At 53.2% G+C, this 16,136-nt stretch carries 19 protein-coding genes; 1 reads left to right on the top strand and 18 read right to left on the bottom strand.

Features of this window, described 5'->3' with window-relative positions:
• Positions 1 to 78: 78 nt before the first annotated feature.
• From H5U02_09615 to rpmE, 17 genes are all read right to left on the bottom strand, one after another.
• Positions 79 to 489 carry a hydrogenase iron-sulfur subunit gene (locus tag H5U02_09615; protein ID MBC7342685.1) on the bottom strand — a complete coding sequence of 137 codons (411 nt, stop codon included), beginning with the start codon at positions 487 to 489 and terminating at the stop codon, positions 79 to 81.
• The gene (locus H5U02_09610; protein MBC7342684.1) at positions 480 to 2,468 is read right to left on the bottom strand and encodes a CoB--CoM heterodisulfide reductase iron-sulfur subunit A family protein; all 1,989 of its coding nucleotides are present in this window, start codon (positions 2,466 to 2,468) and stop codon (positions 480 to 482) included. Before H5U02_09610 ends, H5U02_09615 begins: the two co-directional genes overlap by 10 nt.
• Positions 2,465 to 3,376, bottom strand: coding sequence for a CoB--CoM heterodisulfide reductase iron-sulfur subunit B family protein (locus H5U02_09605; GenBank protein MBC7342683.1), 912 nt, complete (start codon positions 3,374 to 3,376; stop codon positions 2,465 to 2,467). The genes H5U02_09610 and H5U02_09605 overlap by 4 nt, the downstream gene beginning before the upstream one ends.
• Positions 3,373 to 3,945, bottom strand: coding sequence for a 4Fe-4S dicluster domain-containing protein (locus tag H5U02_09600; protein ID MBC7342682.1), 573 nt, complete (start codon positions 3,943 to 3,945; stop codon positions 3,373 to 3,375). The genes H5U02_09605 and H5U02_09600 overlap by 4 nt, the downstream gene beginning before the upstream one ends.
• Before the next feature lie 283 nt (positions 3,946 to 4,228).
• A complete protein-coding gene (gene wecB / locus H5U02_09595; protein ID MBC7342681.1) occupies positions 4,229 to 5,359 on the bottom strand; it encodes a UDP-N-acetylglucosamine 2-epimerase (non-hydrolyzing) in 1,131 nt (376 codons plus the stop codon).
• A gap of 98 nt (positions 5,360 to 5,457) precedes the next feature.
• The gene (locus H5U02_09590) at positions 5,458 to 5,784 is read right to left on the bottom strand and encodes a nucleotide pyrophosphohydrolase (GenBank protein MBC7342680.1); all 327 of its coding nucleotides are present in this window, start codon (positions 5,782 to 5,784) and stop codon (positions 5,458 to 5,460) included.
• Between the two features lie 16 nt (positions 5,785 to 5,800).
• Positions 5,801 to 6,253, bottom strand: a complete 453-nt coding sequence (locus H5U02_09585) for a cytidine/deoxycytidylate deaminase family protein (GenBank protein MBC7342679.1) — start codon at positions 6,251 to 6,253, stop codon at positions 5,801 to 5,803.
• Positions 6,254 to 6,292: 39 nt separating this feature from the next.
• The gene (locus H5U02_09580) at positions 6,293 to 7,552 is read right to left on the bottom strand and encodes a serine hydroxymethyltransferase (GenBank protein MBC7342678.1); all 1,260 of its coding nucleotides are present in this window, start codon (positions 7,550 to 7,552) and stop codon (positions 6,293 to 6,295) included.
• Positions 7,539 to 8,021, bottom strand: coding sequence for a ribose 5-phosphate isomerase B (rpiB, locus tag H5U02_09575; protein ID MBC7342677.1), 483 nt, complete (start codon positions 8,019 to 8,021; stop codon positions 7,539 to 7,541). Before rpiB ends, H5U02_09580 begins: the two co-directional genes overlap by 14 nt.
• Positions 8,018 to 8,728, bottom strand: coding sequence for a low molecular weight protein arginine phosphatase (locus H5U02_09570; protein MBC7342676.1), 711 nt, complete (start codon positions 8,726 to 8,728; stop codon positions 8,018 to 8,020). Before H5U02_09570 ends, rpiB begins: the two co-directional genes overlap by 4 nt.
• Before the next feature lie 88 nt (positions 8,729 to 8,816).
• Positions 8,817 to 9,443, bottom strand: a complete 627-nt coding sequence (locus tag H5U02_09565; GenBank protein MBC7342675.1) for a manganese efflux pump — start codon at positions 9,441 to 9,443, stop codon at positions 8,817 to 8,819.
• 3 nt (positions 9,444 to 9,446) lie between these two features.
• Positions 9,447 to 10,169 (bottom strand): ZIP family metal transporter, encoded by a 723-nt coding sequence (locus H5U02_09560; protein MBC7342674.1) that lies wholly within the window; start codon positions 10,167 to 10,169, stop codon positions 9,447 to 9,449.
• Between the two features lie 127 nt (positions 10,170 to 10,296).
• Complete coding sequence (locus H5U02_09555) at positions 10,297 to 11,388, bottom strand: threonylcarbamoyl-AMP synthase (protein MBC7342673.1); 1,092 nt, start codon at positions 11,386 to 11,388, stop codon at positions 10,297 to 10,299.
• 34 nt (positions 11,389 to 11,422) lie between these two features.
• Positions 11,423 to 12,313, bottom strand: coding sequence for a peptide chain release factor N(5)-glutamine methyltransferase (gene prmC / locus H5U02_09550; GenBank protein ID MBC7342672.1), 891 nt, complete (start codon positions 12,311 to 12,313; stop codon positions 11,423 to 11,425).
• Between the two features lie 2 nt (positions 12,314 to 12,315).
• Positions 12,316 to 13,383, bottom strand: a complete 1,068-nt coding sequence (gene prfA / locus H5U02_09545; protein ID MBC7342671.1) for a peptide chain release factor 1 — start codon at positions 13,381 to 13,383, stop codon at positions 12,316 to 12,318.
• Positions 13,384 to 13,441: 58 nt separating this feature from the next.
• Positions 13,442 to 14,326 (bottom strand): DUF1385 domain-containing protein, encoded by an 885-nt coding sequence (locus H5U02_09540; protein MBC7342670.1) that lies wholly within the window; start codon positions 14,324 to 14,326, stop codon positions 13,442 to 13,444.
• Positions 14,327 to 14,428: 102 nt separating this feature from the next.
• A complete protein-coding gene (gene rpmE, locus H5U02_09535; GenBank protein ID MBC7342669.1) occupies positions 14,429 to 14,629 on the bottom strand; it encodes a 50S ribosomal protein L31 in 201 nt (66 codons plus the stop codon).
• A 257-nt stretch (positions 14,630 to 14,886) separates the two neighbouring features.
• Between rpmE and H5U02_09530 the strand changes: the two genes are divergently transcribed.
• A complete protein-coding gene (locus H5U02_09530) occupies positions 14,887 to 15,108 on the top strand; it encodes a hypothetical protein (protein MBC7342668.1) in 222 nt (73 codons plus the stop codon).
• Here the strand turns inward: H5U02_09530 and H5U02_09525 are convergent.
• The coding region (locus H5U02_09525; protein MBC7342667.1) for a glycerate kinase at positions 15,105 to 16,136 on the bottom strand (1,032 nt) is incomplete at its 5' end. The genes H5U02_09530 and H5U02_09525 overlap by 4 nt on opposite strands.

Genomic DNA, 16,136 nt, shown 5'->3' with positions numbered 1-16,136 from the left:
CCCAGCCGATAAAGTACTTTACTTCCCCTTTAGCCAATAGCTCTTTAACCATATCTCGGATTTGAGGCGTCAGATCGCTCATAGCGCATCCCTCAACTTCCTATTTGGCCCCAAAGCTTCAATCTGCTCAGTCATTTCCTTAATAGTAGTAGCAAACTGCTCAGCTTCAGAGCTAGAGACCCATTCCACCCGCAGGCGCTGGGGCTCAATGCCTACAAATTCCAACAGGCGCTGGGTGACTAGGAAGCGCCGCCTGGTGAAGTAATTGCCACTAACATAGTGGCAGTCACCGGGGTGTCAACCAGCCACCAGTACGCCGTCTGCACCCCGTTGAAAAGCCCGCAGTATAAACTGGGGGTTGATTCGGCCCGAACAGGGAACTCGGATCATGCGCACATCTGCCGGGTATTGCAGGCGATTTAGTCCTGCCAAATCGGCACCAGCGTATGCACACCAGTGGCAGCAGAAGGCGACAATCTTCACAGACATGCGGCGTCCACCTCCGCTAGTAGTTGTTCGTTGGTAAACCCTTTGAGATTGATGGCTCCAGCTCTGCAGGCCACTGTGCAAGCGCCGCAGCCCTGGCATAGGCCGCTGTTGACCGTGGCCACTTGGCGCTCGACGGTTTTGCCGGCGATGCGCTCGGACAACTTGACCATATCAATGGCCTTGTACGGGCAAATCGGCTTGCAGAGAGCACAACCCGAACAAATGGCGGTATCAACTTCAGCCGTCATCGGATCGGTAGCCATCTGGTCTTTGGAGAACAATCCCAAAACCTTGGCCGCGGCTCCGCTGGCTTGAGCCACCGTATCCGGAATGTCCTTAGGACCTTGACAAGCCCCGGCCAAGAAGACGCCCGCTGTAAAAGTTTCCACTGGGCGCAGTTTGGGGTGTGCCTCCTGGAAGAATCCATCCTTATCCATGGAGACACCAACCTTTTTAGCAATTTCTTCGTAACCAGAGCTCGGCACCATGGCTGTAGCCAGCACCACCAAGTCAGCTTCAATATCTACTGGCCGGCCCAGCAAGGTATCCTCACCCCGAACGATGAGCTTATCCCCCTGCGGGTAAACCCGAGAAACTCGGCCTCGCAAATAGACAGCTCCCTCATGGATGACGCGCTGCAAGAATTCTTCATAAGCCTTGCCGGGAGTTCGAATATCCATATAGAACACGTAGGCTTCCCCACCCTGGATCTTGTCCAAGACTTGGTGTGCATGTTTGGCCGTGTACATGCAGCAAGCACGGGAGCAGTATTCCTTACCCTTGGCCTCATCCCGAGACCCCACGCATTGAATAAACACCACTACCTTGGGTTCCTTACCGTCGGAGGGACGGATAATTTTTCCACCAGTAGGACCGGAAGCGTTGTTCATCCGCTCAAAATGCAAGCTGCTAATGACATCAGGGTATTTGCCGTAGCCGTATTCACCATAAGTCTTGGTCCAGTCGAACAGCTCGTACCCGGTTGCTACTACAATGCTGCCAAATTCCATGGTGATTAACTCGTCAGTCTGTTCGTAATCGATTGCTTCCCGCGGGCAGGCGTTTTTGCATACCCGGCACTTACCTTTTTCCCGCGTGAAGTGGCGACAGACCGTCCGGTCAATTACTGGGATATTTGGCACTGCCTGAGGAAAAGGCGTATATATGGCCTTACGAGTCCCCAGCCCCAAATCAAACTCGCTAGGGACCTTGGTAGGGCATTTTTCCATGCAAGTGCCGCAACCGGTGCACAGTTCCGGCTTAACCGAGCGAGCCTTTTGCCTGATGGTGACCGAAAAGTTACCTACATAACCATTTACTTCTTCAACCTCGCAATAGGTCATTAGCTTGATGTTAGGGTGCTGCGCCGCAGCAACCATCTTTGGCGTGCTTATTCAAGCACTACAATCTAAGGTGGGAAAGGTCTTATCAAGCTTAACCATGTTCCCACCAATAGTAGGCTCCCGATCGACAATCACAACTTCATAGCCAGCATCGGCGATATCTAAGGCTGCTTGAATCCCAGCAATACCTCCGCCAATTACTAGCGCCCGATGATTAATGGGGATAAAGCTTGTTTCCAATGCGTAGTTGCGCCGCACTTTGGCTACCGCAATCCGAACCTGATCGATGGCTTTCCTGGTAGCCTTCTCAGGCTCCTTGGCATGCACCCATGAGCACTGCTCACGGATATTGGCCATTTCAAAGAGAAACGGGTTGAGTCCGGCACTTTCCAAAGTTTTTCGGAAGGTGGGCTCATGCAGGCGGGGAGTACAGGAAGCCACCACCACCCGGTTTAGGCGATGTTCAGCTATGGCATCGCGGATGAGCTGCTGGCCAGGCTCAGAGCACATATATTGATAATTGGTGGCGTAAACCACATCCGGCATGCTCTTGGCAGCTTCAGTGACTTGGTTTACATCCACCGTTGCCGCAATATTGGTCCCGCAGTGGCAAATGAAAACTCCTACTCGTTTCATTCTTCTTCCCTCCCCCTAGCCGACTCTTCTCTCACCATTGGCTCGGCTTGGATAAGTCCCAACAGGGGCATGGCATCAACGAAATGCTTATCGATGCCCAGTTCCCTAGGCTCGTGGCCCAGCGCCAGGCCCATAAGCTCAGTAAAGTAGAAGATTGGGAAGCGGAATTGTTGGCCGTACTTCTGCTCAACTGCCGACTGACGCATGTCTAGATTTAACATACACAGAGGGCAGGCGGTGGCCAAACAATTGGCCCCTGACAACTTAGCGTTGCGGAGAATGTCATAGAGCATCTTCAAAGCAATATCGGTGCGGGTGGTAGAATGGCCAGCACCACAGCACTCAGTTTTATATGCCCAGGGTACAGCCTCGGCTCCAATTGCCTCCATTAGCCGGTCCATGGATTGAGGGTCTTCTGGATCATCAAAAGCCCCTACCTCCGGAGGCCGGACTAATAAGCAACCATAATAACAGGCCACTTTGAGCCCGTATAGCGGCTTTTTAACCTTCTCCTTGATTAGGTCCAATCCCACCCGATTAGCCATAATGTCTAGAAGCGCATATACTTCCTGGGTAGCCTGGTACTCCATATCGATAATGTCTTGAATGGCCTCTTGTAGATCCAAGGATTTCCTTACTGCCAGCTCCGCATTGCGTAACCTGGCATAACAAGCAGCGCAAGGCACTGCCATATCGAGGCCAGCCTTCTCAGCCAAAGCTAGGTTACGAGCTGGAAGCGCCAACGCCAGCATGGCATTGGTTCCGTGCGCTGCCGAACTGCCACAGCATGTCCAATCAGGTAGCTCCCACAAGTCGACACCTAAGTCCTTGGCTACTAGGCGAGTGGACAGGTCGTATTCTTTTCCGGTAGCGTGCAAGGAACACCCCGGATAATACGCATACCTCAATGCTTTTCACCTCCCGCCCAAACCTGAGCCTTGGCAAAAATCCTTTGTACAGCGTCAGGCGCCGCCTTTTGAGGAAAGGGGCTAATTTTTCCTTTTAAGAACATAACTGGCGCAAGCAGCACATCCTTGAATAGCTGCCCCGACCGGAGGTTAAACCAGGCTGCCAACATCATCTCGTGTACCCGGCCATTTTTTCGCACCGAATCCAAGAACAAGTTGTAAAAGATGTCTACCGCCTTCTCCTTTACTACCCCGGCTCGCTTAGCCTCCATCCGCAGCACATCCATAACCCGAGGCACATCAACCTCACGGGGACAGCGAGTAACACAAGTTTCACAGCCAGAACACAACCATACAGTATGTGATTTCATAGCCTCTTCGCCTAAGCCTAGTTGCAGCATCCGCATGATTTGGTGCGGAGTATAATCCATGGCAAAAGCCAATGGACAACCAGCTGAACATTTGCCGCACTGGTAACAGTCCTCAACCTGAACACCGCTTTGACGCTCCACCCTTTCAAGGAACGAACGGTTTGCTGCCCGAGCAGACGTTAATTCTACTCGCTCCACGTTACTACCCCCTTAGCCCTAAAACCATTCCCCAGCGGCAATGGCTTCAAACTTAAGGTTACACCCCCTAACCAAGAGAAAAAAATTACTATCGCAACCAATACAGACAGTCACCCTGCCTATCAGCCCAGCTCGGGTCGGTCAAAGCTCTAAACCTTAACGATAATGTTAGCGCTTTCGGTACAAGCTGTCTAGATTTGGCCACCGACAATAATTGCATCCTAGGCAAATATATTAAATATAAATGCTCATTTTCCTCGTTTGAAAAATAAAAAAATGGGTCTTAAGTACCTATCCCACCGGGAGTGAACTCCTCCGGCAATTCGGGCGCTAGGCCGAAGTAATGCAATATGATCTGGCCAATTCGGCGGCACGCCTGGCCGTCTCCGTAGGGATTGATAGCATTGGCCATTTGCGCATAGGCCCGGGGATTCTCCAGCAGACGGGTGGCTTCGCTAACGATGCGCGCCCTGGAGGTGCCCACTAGCTTAACTGTCCCAGCCTCGATCGCTTCCGGTCGCTCGGTAGTCTCCCGCAGTACTAACACTGGCTTTCCTAGAGCTGGAGCTTCTTCCTGCAAGCCGCCAGAATCAGTGAGTACCAAATAAGAATGGGCCATCAAATTGGCAAAGGGGGCATACTCCAGAGGTTCTGTCAAATGCACCCGGGGAAGCCCGCCCAAAATCTGTTGGGCTAAACTGCGAACCCTGGGATTCTTGTGCACGGGGAAGATGATATCTATGTCGGAGTAGGCTCGGGCTAGATCGGCAAAAGCTAGGAATATCTGCCTCATGGGCCGACCCCAACTTTCCCGCCGGTGGACAGTTGCCAACAGCAACCGGGTTTGACCCCGCTGGGCTGCTTGAACTAGCTCAGCTAGGCCCTCTCCACCGCCGCTAAAATCATACCCGCGGTCTACTGTGTTTAACAACGCATCTATAACCGTATTTCCGGTGACAAAGATGCTGGTTGCCGGCACTGCCTCTGCCAATAGGCTAGCTTTGGCAGTATGGGTAGGAGCGAAATGCAGGTCGGCAACGGCTCCAGTGAGGCGACGATTCATCTCCTCAGGGAAGGGAGAATACTTATTGCGGGTTCGCAGCCCCGCCTCTACATGACCCACTTTTAGGTGGTGGTAAAAAGCCGCCAGCGCGCCGGCAAAGGTGGTAGTGGTATCGCCATGCACCAAAACTAGGTCGGGTTTTTCAAGGGCCAACACTTCCCCGAGGCCAGTTAATGCCCGTGTGGTTATGTCAAAAAGGCTCTGTTCTCGATGCATAATATTTAAATCATAGTCGGGCTCAATGTTAAACAGTTCCAATACTTGATCAAGCATCTCCCGATGTTGAGCAGTGACCACCACTTTAGTCTCCAGCTGGGAAAAGCTTTGAAGTAGATTGACCAGAGGCGCCATCTTGATAGCTTCTGGCCTGGTACCAAATATTGCTACGACTTTTGCTGCCAAAAGGAGCCCCACCTCCACTCCTATGTCGGTTTTGGCTCGGGCGTTTGCTAATCTAATCCTACTATAGACTTGATATATCCTTTCCTAGCCAACTTCTCCACATGACGCTTTACCGCGGTTTCCAAGTCCACCCCGTAGTTCTCCTCCAGTACAAACATCATGGAAATCGCAGTTTGGGCAACATCTAAAAGTTCTGTAGTTATGCGATCAATGATCTCCTTATCCTCCAGCGTCACCGCTTCCCCATTTAAGCCCCGGAATTTGCCAATAGCTTGAGCCAATTCGCCGGCTTCTTCCATTAATTTTAGAGCCGTTGATTCCATGGTGGGGGAGAGGTTGTCCAAGCGAGGAAGAATAATAGCCTTGCTCTTCATGCCCATCCACCCCTGGCTAATCGTGATTCGGGCCAAGTTGAACCAGTTTTACCCCTGCCGCCTCCATGATCTCTAGGGCCAAACCATCCGGGTAATCACCCTTAAAAACTACCCTCCTCACCCCAGCGTTGACCAGCATCTTGGCGCAAACTGCGCAGGGTTGGTAGGTAACATAGATGCTCGCATCTTCAATGCTCACCCCATACACAGCTGCCTGGATGATAGCATTCTGTTCAGCATGTAGCCCCCTGCAAAGCTCGTGACGCTCGCCGGCAGGAATGTGTAGATCAGCCCGTAAACACCCAACTTCATCGCAGTGGGCTAACCCCGAAGGAGCCCCGTTGTAGCCGGTAGTAAGAATACGGCGATCCTTAACAATGATGGCTCCAACCTGTCGGCGCAGGCAGGTGGAACGCCTAGCCACAAGGGAAGCAATATCCATAAAGTAATCATCCCAGCTAGGACGCATAATCAACGCCTCTTACCGTCAATCTTTATTTTTCCAAGACTACCGCTGGTATAAGGGGTAGCATCGGCAGAGATCGGCCACTATCCGCCTGGCAGCCACGTCATTTCCTGTTAGCGCCAAGTCAATAGCCTTGGCAATCTCGGCCATGGCCTCAGTATTCATCCCCCTAGTAGTCACGGCTGGAGTCCCTAAGCGAATACCGCTGGCTACAGCAGGAGGCTGAGGATCGAAAGGAATGGTGTTTTTGTTCACGGTTATTCCCACGCTCTCCAGCTTGTCTTCGGCTTCACAACCAGTCACGCCTTTATTCCGCAGGTCCACCAGGATCAAGTGATTGTCAGTGCCGCCCGATACCAGCTGAAAACCAAGGTTGATTAGCTCTGCCGCTAGGGCCTTGGCATTGGCGACTACCTGCATCTGGTACTGCCGAAAGCCTTCCCCCAAGGCCTCTTTAAACGCAACCGCCTTGGCTGCAATTACGTGCATGAGCGGACCGCCTTGAATCCCTGGAAAAAGCGCCTTATCTATGGCTTGGGCTCGCTCCTGCGGGCAGAGAATAAAACCGCCTCGCGGGCCCCGCAGGGTTTTATGGGTAGTACTGGTAACAAAATCAGCATAGGGGACCGGACTAGGATGGATACCCGCCGCCACCAAGCCAGCGATATGAGCCATATCTACCATTAGCAATGCGCCTACCTGGTCAGCGATCTGGCGGAACCTCCCAAAATCGATAAAGCGAGGGTAAGCGCTGGCCCCAGCCACAATTAACTTAGGGCGGTGTTGTCGGGCCAGCTTCTCCACCTGGTCGTAATCGATACGCCCCGTCTCAGGATGCACTCCATAGGGCACAAACTGGTAGTACCGTCCTGAAAGGTTTACCGGGCTCCCGTGGGTAAGGTGACCACCGTGGGAAAGGCTCATCCCCATGACTACGTCTCCAGGTTGGAGAGCAGCAAAATATACTGTGGTGTTAGCTTGAGCGCCGGAGTGGGGTTGAACGTTGGCATGCTCAGCGTTAAACAACTGCTTTGCTCTCTTTTGAGCCAATTCTTCAACCACGTCTACAAACTCGCAGCCGCCATAATAACGGTGTCCGGGGTAGCCTTCAGCATACTTGTTGGTTAGCACCGTACCTTGGGCTGCCATCACCGCTGCGCTAGTGAAGTTTTCGGAAGCGATCAGCTCTAGGTGGTCCCGCTGGCGTTCGAGTTCTTGCCGACAAGCCTCAGCTATCTCCGGATCGGTAGCTTCAATGGTAGAAAAGACCTGCTCCCAAAATGTGTTGCTAGAGTTTTCCATGTCCATCCCTGGTTGCCCTCTCCTTACCTACATACTTCTCCTCAATGGCGGTTATTTTATCGATGCGGCCTTGGTGCCTGCCGCCAGCAAAAGGTGTTGCCAGCCACACCTGCACAATTTCCCACGCCAGCTCCGGTCCAATTATCCGGCCGCCCAAGGTCAAGATGTTGGCGTCGTTATGCTGACGAGACAGTTTGGCTGATAACGGGTCATGGCAATTGGCAGCTCTAATGCCAGGAACTTTATTGGCGGCAATAGCCACGCCAATACCAGTGCCACAAATAAGGATGCCGCGGTCATAGCGCCCAGCCATTACTCCCTCAGCCACTCTGAGCGCATAATCGGGATAGTCTACCGAATCCTCGCTGGCTGTACCCAAGTCTTCATAGGCGATGCCATTGTCTCTGAGGCGGGCCATAATCATCTTTTTTAGTTGGAAGCCAGCGTGGTCACAACCTATGCCTATCAATCTTGGTTAGCCTCCCTCAAAAACCTCTCTAAGGCAGAAGCTGTGCTGTCCCTTATTTCTTGAGCACAATGCCAGTATTCATCCCGGGAAGAACCTATGGGATCGGAAATCTCCAGCTCTTTAAGCAAGCTCCGTTCCGCCCTCTCCAAGGCCTTACGAGTCGGCGCTGTCGCCTGCTCTAAGCGCCTTTCCCACAGGGCCAATTCATTCTCCACTTGTCTGAGTTTCTCCTTCAACTCATTCCTTTGGCGGATGAGTTTCCGCATGGCTTCTCCATGAACCTCTAGAAATTCTTCGATCTGTCCTTGTATTTGCTGCTCGAGTTCGGCCAAACGCTTTCTCTCTGCCAAAAACTTCGCCGAGCCACGTAAGCCGTACTCCTTGAGCAGGTAGATCTTGTCCGCATGCTCAGGAGATAATCGCCGCAGGTAATCTCTCTGATCTTTGGTCATGGTAAGTACTAAATCCGATCTAGCTATCATTTCGGGCGTTACTTGTTGAGCCCGGTGACTTTTTAGGTCTATGCCCATTCTTTCTAAGGCACTAACGGCATTAGCCGAAGCCGGGCTGCCCGGGAAAGCAGCTATCCCAGCTGAAATAACTTGGACATCAGTCCGCCCCTGCTGCGCGAGCAGGTGTCGGGCAATAGCCTCAGCCATGCTGCTCCGACAAGTATTGCCGGTACAAACAAAGAGTATTTGCGGCAAGCTTCCACCCCACCTGAAACTGTCTCGGCAACAAACCTCTACCCGCCTAATACATTATAGCTTTTCTTGGTCGCTTCTGATAGACTCATCACCCCCATGCCAAGTGCAAAGCCATGAGCAATAAGATTAAGCCACCTACTAGCTGGGCTTTCTGACCTAGCCATTTACCCACGCCCCGTCCTAAAGAAAAGCCCAAAACGGTCATGGAGCCAGCTACCAGCCCGAAAACCAGGACTGTCTGCCAAATCTTACCTCCCAATACTCCCAACCCAAACCCGGCCGACAGCGCATCCATGCTGACACTGGCCCCAAGAATCAAAACTGCCCCCAAGCCGGAGGCTATCACTGAACCCGAAGAACCACCAGAAGCCAACCTGCTACCTAACAGCGGTGGAACTCTAAGGGGGCGCTTTAAAAGTTCATAGGAGCCGTTGCCAATACCGGGAATCCCATGCCAAACGTTCCAAATCATTTTGCCTCCCAAGTATACCAGGATGACAAAGCTTAGCGCCGTCGCCAGGTTACCAATTGCCGCCCCTAGCGCCAGACCTACCCTCAGCCCAATCAAGGGCATGATAATGTGCATCACTAGTACTGTGGCCACTATGGTACCCGCAACTTTTCTTCGGATTCCGGCAGTGCCTAATCCAACTGCCATGGACAAGGCATCTGCACCCAAAGCAATGGCTATGACCGTTGTGGCCCCCAGGTCCATAGCTTACCCCCTTTCCAAGAGTAGCGCTGCCACTATTCCCCAAAAAAGACCCCAGCTGGCGAAGCCAGAATTCAAGTTCCGCGAGCTAGGTACGAGTTCAAAACGAATGACGTAAATCATGGCCCCAGCAGCCAGCGCCATCAGCAAGCCTATTAATTGGCGGGTCAAGTCGGCCATCAGCCAGCCAATAATTGCCCCCAACGGCGTTACTAACGCAATGCTACTTACTAATAGCAAAACTGTCCAGGCATCAACCTTTTCAGCTCTCAGCGGAGCGGCAATCGCCATGCCTTCGGGTATATTATGTATCGCCACCGCCAAAGCTATGGTCCACCCTAGGGACCGCTGAGCTACGTAACCTACGCCGATGGCCAACCCCTCGGGGAGGTCATGGAGGGCAATGCTCCCTGCCACCAAGTAGCCTAAAACTGCTAGAGAGCCGTACTGGCGTGATTCCGCCCACGGACCCGCTGCCAGCAAATCTAACATATACATTACCAGGATCCCTGTCGCTATACCTGCGACTACTTGGGTTACATTACCGTAAGCCATAGCCACCGGCAACAGGTCAAGGGTCACCACGCCTATCATTACCCCGGCTGCAAAGCCCAGCAACCCTGCCAGCGCCTTCTGCACGCGCACCAAGCCTTCACTCACCAGCACCAACAGGGCGCCGGCCAATGTAGCCATCCCAGCCAGAAAACTGAGCCAGACTACCTTTTCCATGGCTACACTCCTAGCCTTCCACTAAGGCTACTTGCCGGCAACGAGATTACTTATAACTCTCCTAGGAATTTATTCCAGGAAAAGGATAGTTAGTACCAGCCCTGAGCCTGGCCTTTAGGTTGGGGTTTCAGGCTTTAATGATTCTGAATGCCGCCGCCTTGCAGAGCCGGTTCATAATCGCTAAACCTACTCCATCCTCAGGAAAGGTCTCGCTGAAGACTACCTTAGCCTGCCGCTGGTCGCAAGTCCTAAGGGCTGAAAACAGGGACGCTGCTACCTCCTCCAGCCGCTCGCGGCTCCCTAAGCTGATGAGAACATCCGGACGTACAGTTGCCGCTGCGCTAGCGTATTCAGAAAAAGTCTCGTCGCTGGCCAGGACAGCTATAGGTGCGCGAGACCTATGTTTTTGTCGATATTGGCCAACCAAGGATAAGATCTGCTTCGGCACCACCTCCAGGGGTCCTTCCACCAAATAAACTTCGGCCCGGGGGGCATAATGTTTGTATTTCATGCCCGGTGAGCGAGGCGTAAATTGCTGGTCATATTTGGCTCGAGCCACCACTACTGGATCCACATCCACCTCGCCTAGAACTGCTCGTAGTTGCTCCCGGGTAATACCGCCAGGCCTGAGAATCATCGGTACGGGAGCTGTGACATCCACAACCGTAGATTCGACTCCTACCTGGCAAGGTCCACCATCAACGACTGCTGCTATTTTGCCTTGCAAGTCATTCCAAACATGAATGCCAGTGGTAGGGCTGGGGCGACCAGATAGGTTGGCGCTAGGAGCCGCTATAGGCAACCTACAAGCCCTGATGAAAGCCTGGGCCACCGGATGGCTAGGCATGCGAATGGCTACTGTATCTAGGCCGGCGGTGACCTGGTCCGGGATTAGCGGGCTACGGGGAACAATAATGCTAAGGGGACCCGGCCAGAAGGCCTGGAGTAGCTTCTGCGCCGCCGGGGGCCAATCGCTGACCAAAGGAGGTATAGCCTCAGGATCGGCCACATGGACGATGAGGGGATTGTCAGCAGGCCTCCCCTTGGCAGCAAAAATGCGCCTTACCGCACTAGGATCAAGAGCGTTCGCGCCTAGGCCGTAGACGGTTTCGGTGGGAAAGGCTACCACTTCCCCAGCCTGTATAAGCTGGGCAGCCGTAGCGATCCGATCCGCTTCCGGGTGTTTGGGGTCAACTCGAATGTAAATGGTATCCTTGATCGTGAGTCACCTCGCAGCTAAAGTTCCAACCAAGTTAGGTCCAGCGCTCGGCAATAATGACTCGATCCTTTTGAGCGTAATCCTTGATCACCATGGGTTCATTAAACCTCCCGGTGGACCGCACATAGGCGCTGACTGCTTGAGCCTGGTTCCAACCAATTTCTAACGCCAACCACCCCTTCGGTGCAAGCGCCGCCGCAGCTTGGGGAATCAGGCGGCGATAAATCATCAGTCCATCTGATCCCCCGTCCAAAGCCAACCTAGGCTCTCGTCTCACCTCAGGGGGTAGCCTGTCCAGTTCAGGTCGGGGAATATATGGGGGGTTAGATACCACCAGGTCCCAGCCCTGGCTAGCCAAGCCCTCGAGCAAATCAGCCTTTGCCCATTTTACTCTCCCCTCCAATTGCAGGCGTAAGCAGTTTTGCTTGGCAACCGTAAGCGCCGCCGAGCTACGATCTGTAGCCCAAAGTTCCAGGGGGACCTGGGCATATTTAGCCAGGCTCAGAGCAATGGCGCCACTACCAGTCCCCACGTCGATAACTTTTAAGGGGCTCCCTTGAGCCCCTTGCCTACCCGCCCACATATGCTCGATTATCCGCAAGGCAGTTTCCACTAGTATCTCCGTTTCCGGGCGTGGAACCAACACATCCGGGGTGACCATAAAGTCCAAACCCATAAACTCTTTGTGCTGGGTTAGATAAGCGGTTGGCCAGCGGCGGGCCCGCAACCGGACCAGTCTCCTGAATCGCCCCCAGTTTTTTAGATCAATCCTGGACTCTAGGCAACTGTAAAGTTGGGCCTGGTCCCAGCCCCTGATATGGCGTAGCAGGACCTCTGCTTCCAGAGCCGGATTCTCTACTCCCCGTTGCCGTAAAAAACAAGTTGCCCATCGAAGGGCTTGGCGGTTGGAGGTCGGCGCCCTCAATCTTATTCCACCTGCTTTAGTCTCTCCGCCTGATCAATGGTGATTAGAGCTTCGATGATCTCATCGAGATCCCCATCGAGGATTTGGTCCAGGCGGTGTATAGTCAAGCCGATGCGGTGATCAGTAACCCGGTTCTGGGGGAAATTGTAGGTACGAATTCGTTCGCTTCGGTCTCCGGATCCAACCATGCTGCGCCGGGTACTAGCCAATTGGGCCTGCTGTTCCTGCTGGGCGCGGTCGAGCAATCGCGCCCGCAAAACCCGCATCGCCTTGTCCTTATTTTTGTGCTGTGACTTTTCGTCCTGGCAGGAGACCACAATCCCAGTGGGAATATGGGTGATCCGGACTGCCGACTGGGTGGTGTTTACCGACTGCCCCCCGGGGCCACTTGAGCAAAATACATCAATCCGTAGGTCGTCTGGATCAATCTCTACTTCCACTTCTTCGGCTTCTGGCAACACCGCTACCGTAGCCGCCGACGTATGAATGCGTCCACCCGACTCGGTGACAGGAATGCGTTGCACCCGATGCACTCCGCTTTCAAACTTGAGCCGGCTGTACGCCCCCTTGCCCTCCACCAGGAAGATTATCTCTTTAAACCCACCGAGATCGGTTAAATGGCTAGACATGATCTCAATTTTCCATCCTCGGCGGTCAGCATAGCGAGAGTACATGCGAAAGAGATCGGCCGCAAATAAGGCTGCTTCCTCGCCACCGGTCCCGGCCCGAATCTCCACAATTACGTTCTTTTCCTCGTTGGGATCCCTAGGCAGGAGGAGAATACGTAGCTGCCGCTCCAGCCTTTCCTCTTGTTGTTCTAACTCATCAAGTTCTTCCCTAGCCAGCGCCAACAACTCGGGGTCAGTTTCCTCCTCCAGAACTTGGCGGGCTTCTTCCTGATCGCGCTTGACTTTCTTATAGGCACGATACGCTTCAACTACTTCTTCCAAGGCCGCATGGGCTTTCGCGTGTTTCTGCAACTCCTGAACGTTAGCTATAACCGTCGGCGAGGTCATGAGCTGGCCTAGTTCCTCGTATCTATCCTCTAAGCTTTCAAGTTTCTCGTATATATCGCTGATCATTCACCTCACCTCGCTTCCATTCCATTATTCCACTAAGGCTGCCATGCTAATTCAGCCTTTCTGCTGGCAGCTTGAGAACTTCTTTTAGAGCACAAATTGCTATTTCTAGCTGCCCGTCGTCCGGCTCTTGGGTAGTCAGCCTTTGCAACCAAAGGCCAGGCGCAATTATCCACCGCACCCAAGGCCGGGAAAAATTCCGTCCCGCCCACTTTATGACTTCATAACTTACACCCGCAATTATGGGCAGCAGCAATACCCGAGACAGGATTCGCCAACCCAGGGAGGGGGTCTCTATTATCGAAAAAGCGATGATACTAATTAGCAATACCACCAGGATGAAATTGGTGCCGCAGCGAGGGTGCAGAGTAGAGTATTTACGAGCATTAGCTGGGGTCAACTCTTCACCGGCTTCCCAGGTAAAAATAACTTTGTGTTCGGCCCCATGGTAGGCAAATACCCTCCTAATTTCCCGCATCTGATTAATAGCAACCAGATAGCCCAAGAACAGGCCAATCCGGACTAAGCCCTCCACCAGGTTAATAGTAATCGGTGGCATTCGTCCTTCCACCAGCCGAACTACGATGACAGGAAGCACAGCAAACAATCCTACGGCAACGACCAGGGCCAAAACTATAGTAAGGGCCATCTCCCCGGAGCTAAGCTGCTCATCTTCTTCCCCTGCCTGGGTAGCCGAGTAGCTAAGCGCTTGAATGCCCAAAACCAAAGCCTCACCTAAAGCTACACACCCCCGGATGATCGGCCAGCCAAGCCACGGGTATCGTTGGGATAAGCTGGGCGTTTGTTGCCTGTAGATGGATATTCCTCCCCCGGGGCGCCTCACCGCAATGGCAATATCGGTCGGACCCCGCATCATTACCCCTTCTATGACTGCTTGCCCCCCGTATTGGAAGGAAGGAGCGGCTTCGCCCATGGCGCTTCCTCTCTCTCATCTCTCATTGGACCCTAGAACCTGCCAGGTATTTCCACAAAAAAGAAAAAGCAGAGCCCGCAAGCCCTGCGCCTACTTGGAAAGTTACATTCCATACCTCTTTTTAAATCTATCCACCCTGCCTCCGCGCTCCACCATCCGTTGCCTAGTCCCGGTGTAGAACGGGTGGCACTTTGAACAAATCTCCACCCGGATGTTCTTCTTAGTAGACCGGGTAGTAAAAGTATTGCCACAAGCGCAGGTAACCGTTGCTTCTTCGTACTTGGGATGAATGCCTGGTTTCATTATCGCTCACCTCTCTTTCCGACACGCGCGTATTATAGCAGATTAACCAAGATTGAGCAATCCCAGTAGGCACAGCTGGAGCAAGTAGCTAACGCCAAGCACTTTACCTGTCCCCATACGGGCCAAACCAATCACCTCGCACATGGCAATGGCCGCGCATTGTTCACCTCCAGGCCTACCCCTTAAACCAGACAATTATTTATTTTTGACCAACCACAGTTTGTTTTTTGGTATAATGAACGAAGGGGTGATGGACCATGGCTCGCAAAGGAATGGCAAGGCTCGCCAAAGGCCCCGTATTTGACTGCACTGATGAAGAAGCCCTTTGGTTTGCGATGGGAGCAATGTTCATAGCCGGAGGTAATTCCTTCCTTGAAGAAGAGGCGGAAGCTAGGGTGGAGGCGGATTTTACAGAAGACGAGTTAACCGCACACGCCCTAGCCGCCGATGAGTTCGATGACCTGGACGAGGATTACTAATCCCAAGCAGGTATGGTTGACCCTAATTTCAGCAACATCATGGTCCGAGCCGAAGCATCCGCCAGAAGCTTGGTTGCATTCTCTTTAACCAAGGCTTCTTCTAAGGCCATAGGGCGGTTCATAATCGATACTATGGCATCTATCCCCTTTTCATATACCGCCTCTGCCCCTGACCCAATCGATCCCACCACGGCGATGACTGGCAACCCACGGCGCTTGGCCAGCTGAGCCACCCCTACCGGCACCTTTCCGTAGGCAGACTGAAAGTTAATCTGTCCTTCCCCGGTGAAGACCAGCTGGGCACCAGCCATTTTTCTTTCCAGTTCCACGGCCTCCAGCACCAGCTCAATACCAGGACGCATCTTAGCTCCCAGAAAAGCCATCAACCCCGCCCCCAGCCCGCCGGCTGCCCCAGCTCCGGGAACATTTAGCACTTCGACCCCCAAGTCCCGCCTAACTACCTCCGCCAATCTCGCTAGTCCTCGATCTAGTTCTATAACCATCTCCGGGGTAGCTCCCTTCTGAGGGCCATAGACATGGGCAGCCCCCTGGGGTCCGCAGAGGGGGTTAGCGACATCTGAGGCTACCACAATCTCACACTCCTGGATGCGTGGGTCCAAGCCGCTAGCATCAATACGCTCAAGCTGGAGCAAGCCAGCGCCACCCCACGGAATGTCTTTCCCCTGGTCATCAAGAAGCCTTATTCCTAAGGATTGCGCCATTCCTGCTCCCCCATCGTTGGTGGCACTACCTCCGATCCCAACAATGATTCTTCGACAACCAGCATCAAGGGCTTCCCGAATCAACTCCCCCGTACCATAAGTAGTGGTCAGAAGAGGATTGCGCTGTTCCCTAGGTACCAAAGCCAACCCTGAGGCAGCAGCCATTTCTATCACTGCCGTCCTCCCTTGGTCATCGCCCAGCAGTCCATAAGAGGCACGTACCTTTTTTCCCAGGGGTCCAGTAACTTGGCAGCTAACCATTTTTCCTCCTGTAGCGCTAACCAAGGCCTCAACTAGACCCTCCCC

It is taken from the genome of Clostridia bacterium (assembly GCA_014360065.1).
GTDB lineage: Bacteria > Bacillota > DSM-521 > Neomoorellales > JACIYF01 > JACIYF01.
This window is presented reverse-complemented; position numbering and strand designations above follow the sequence as displayed.

Bases quoted from the DNA above. Each gene is read 5' to 3' on its own strand.
- wecB (MBC7342681.1), bottom strand. From the start codon at position 5,359: ATGGCGCCTCTGGTCAATCTACTTCAAAGCTTTTCCCAGCTGGAGACT.
- H5U02_09590 (MBC7342680.1), bottom strand. From the start codon at position 5,784: ATGAAGAGCAAGGCTATTATTCTTCCTCGCTTGGACAACCTCTCCCCC.
- H5U02_09585 (MBC7342679.1), bottom strand. From the start codon at position 6,253: ATGCGTCCTAGCTGGGATGATTACTTTATGGATATTGCTTCCCTTGTG.
- H5U02_09580 (MBC7342678.1), bottom strand. From the start codon at position 7,552: ATGGAAAACTCTAGCAACACATTTTGGGAGCAGGTCTTTTCTACCATT.
- H5U02_09565 (MBC7342675.1), bottom strand. From the start codon at position 9,443: ATGGACCTGGGGGCCACAACGGTCATAGCCATTGCTTTGGGTGCAGAT.
- H5U02_09560 (MBC7342674.1), bottom strand. From the start codon at position 10,169: ATGGAAAAGGTAGTCTGGCTCAGTTTTCTGGCTGGGATGGCTACATTG.
- H5U02_09540 (MBC7342670.1), bottom strand. From the start codon at position 14,326: ATGGGCGAAGCCGCTCCTTCCTTCCAATACGGGGGGCAAGCAGTCATA.
- rpmE (MBC7342669.1), bottom strand. From the start codon at position 14,629: ATGAAACCAGGCATTCATCCCAAGTACGAAGAAGCAACGGTTACCTGC.
- H5U02_09530 (MBC7342668.1), top strand. From the start codon at position 14,887: ATGGCTCGCAAAGGAATGGCAAGGCTCGCCAAAGGCCCCGTATTTGAC.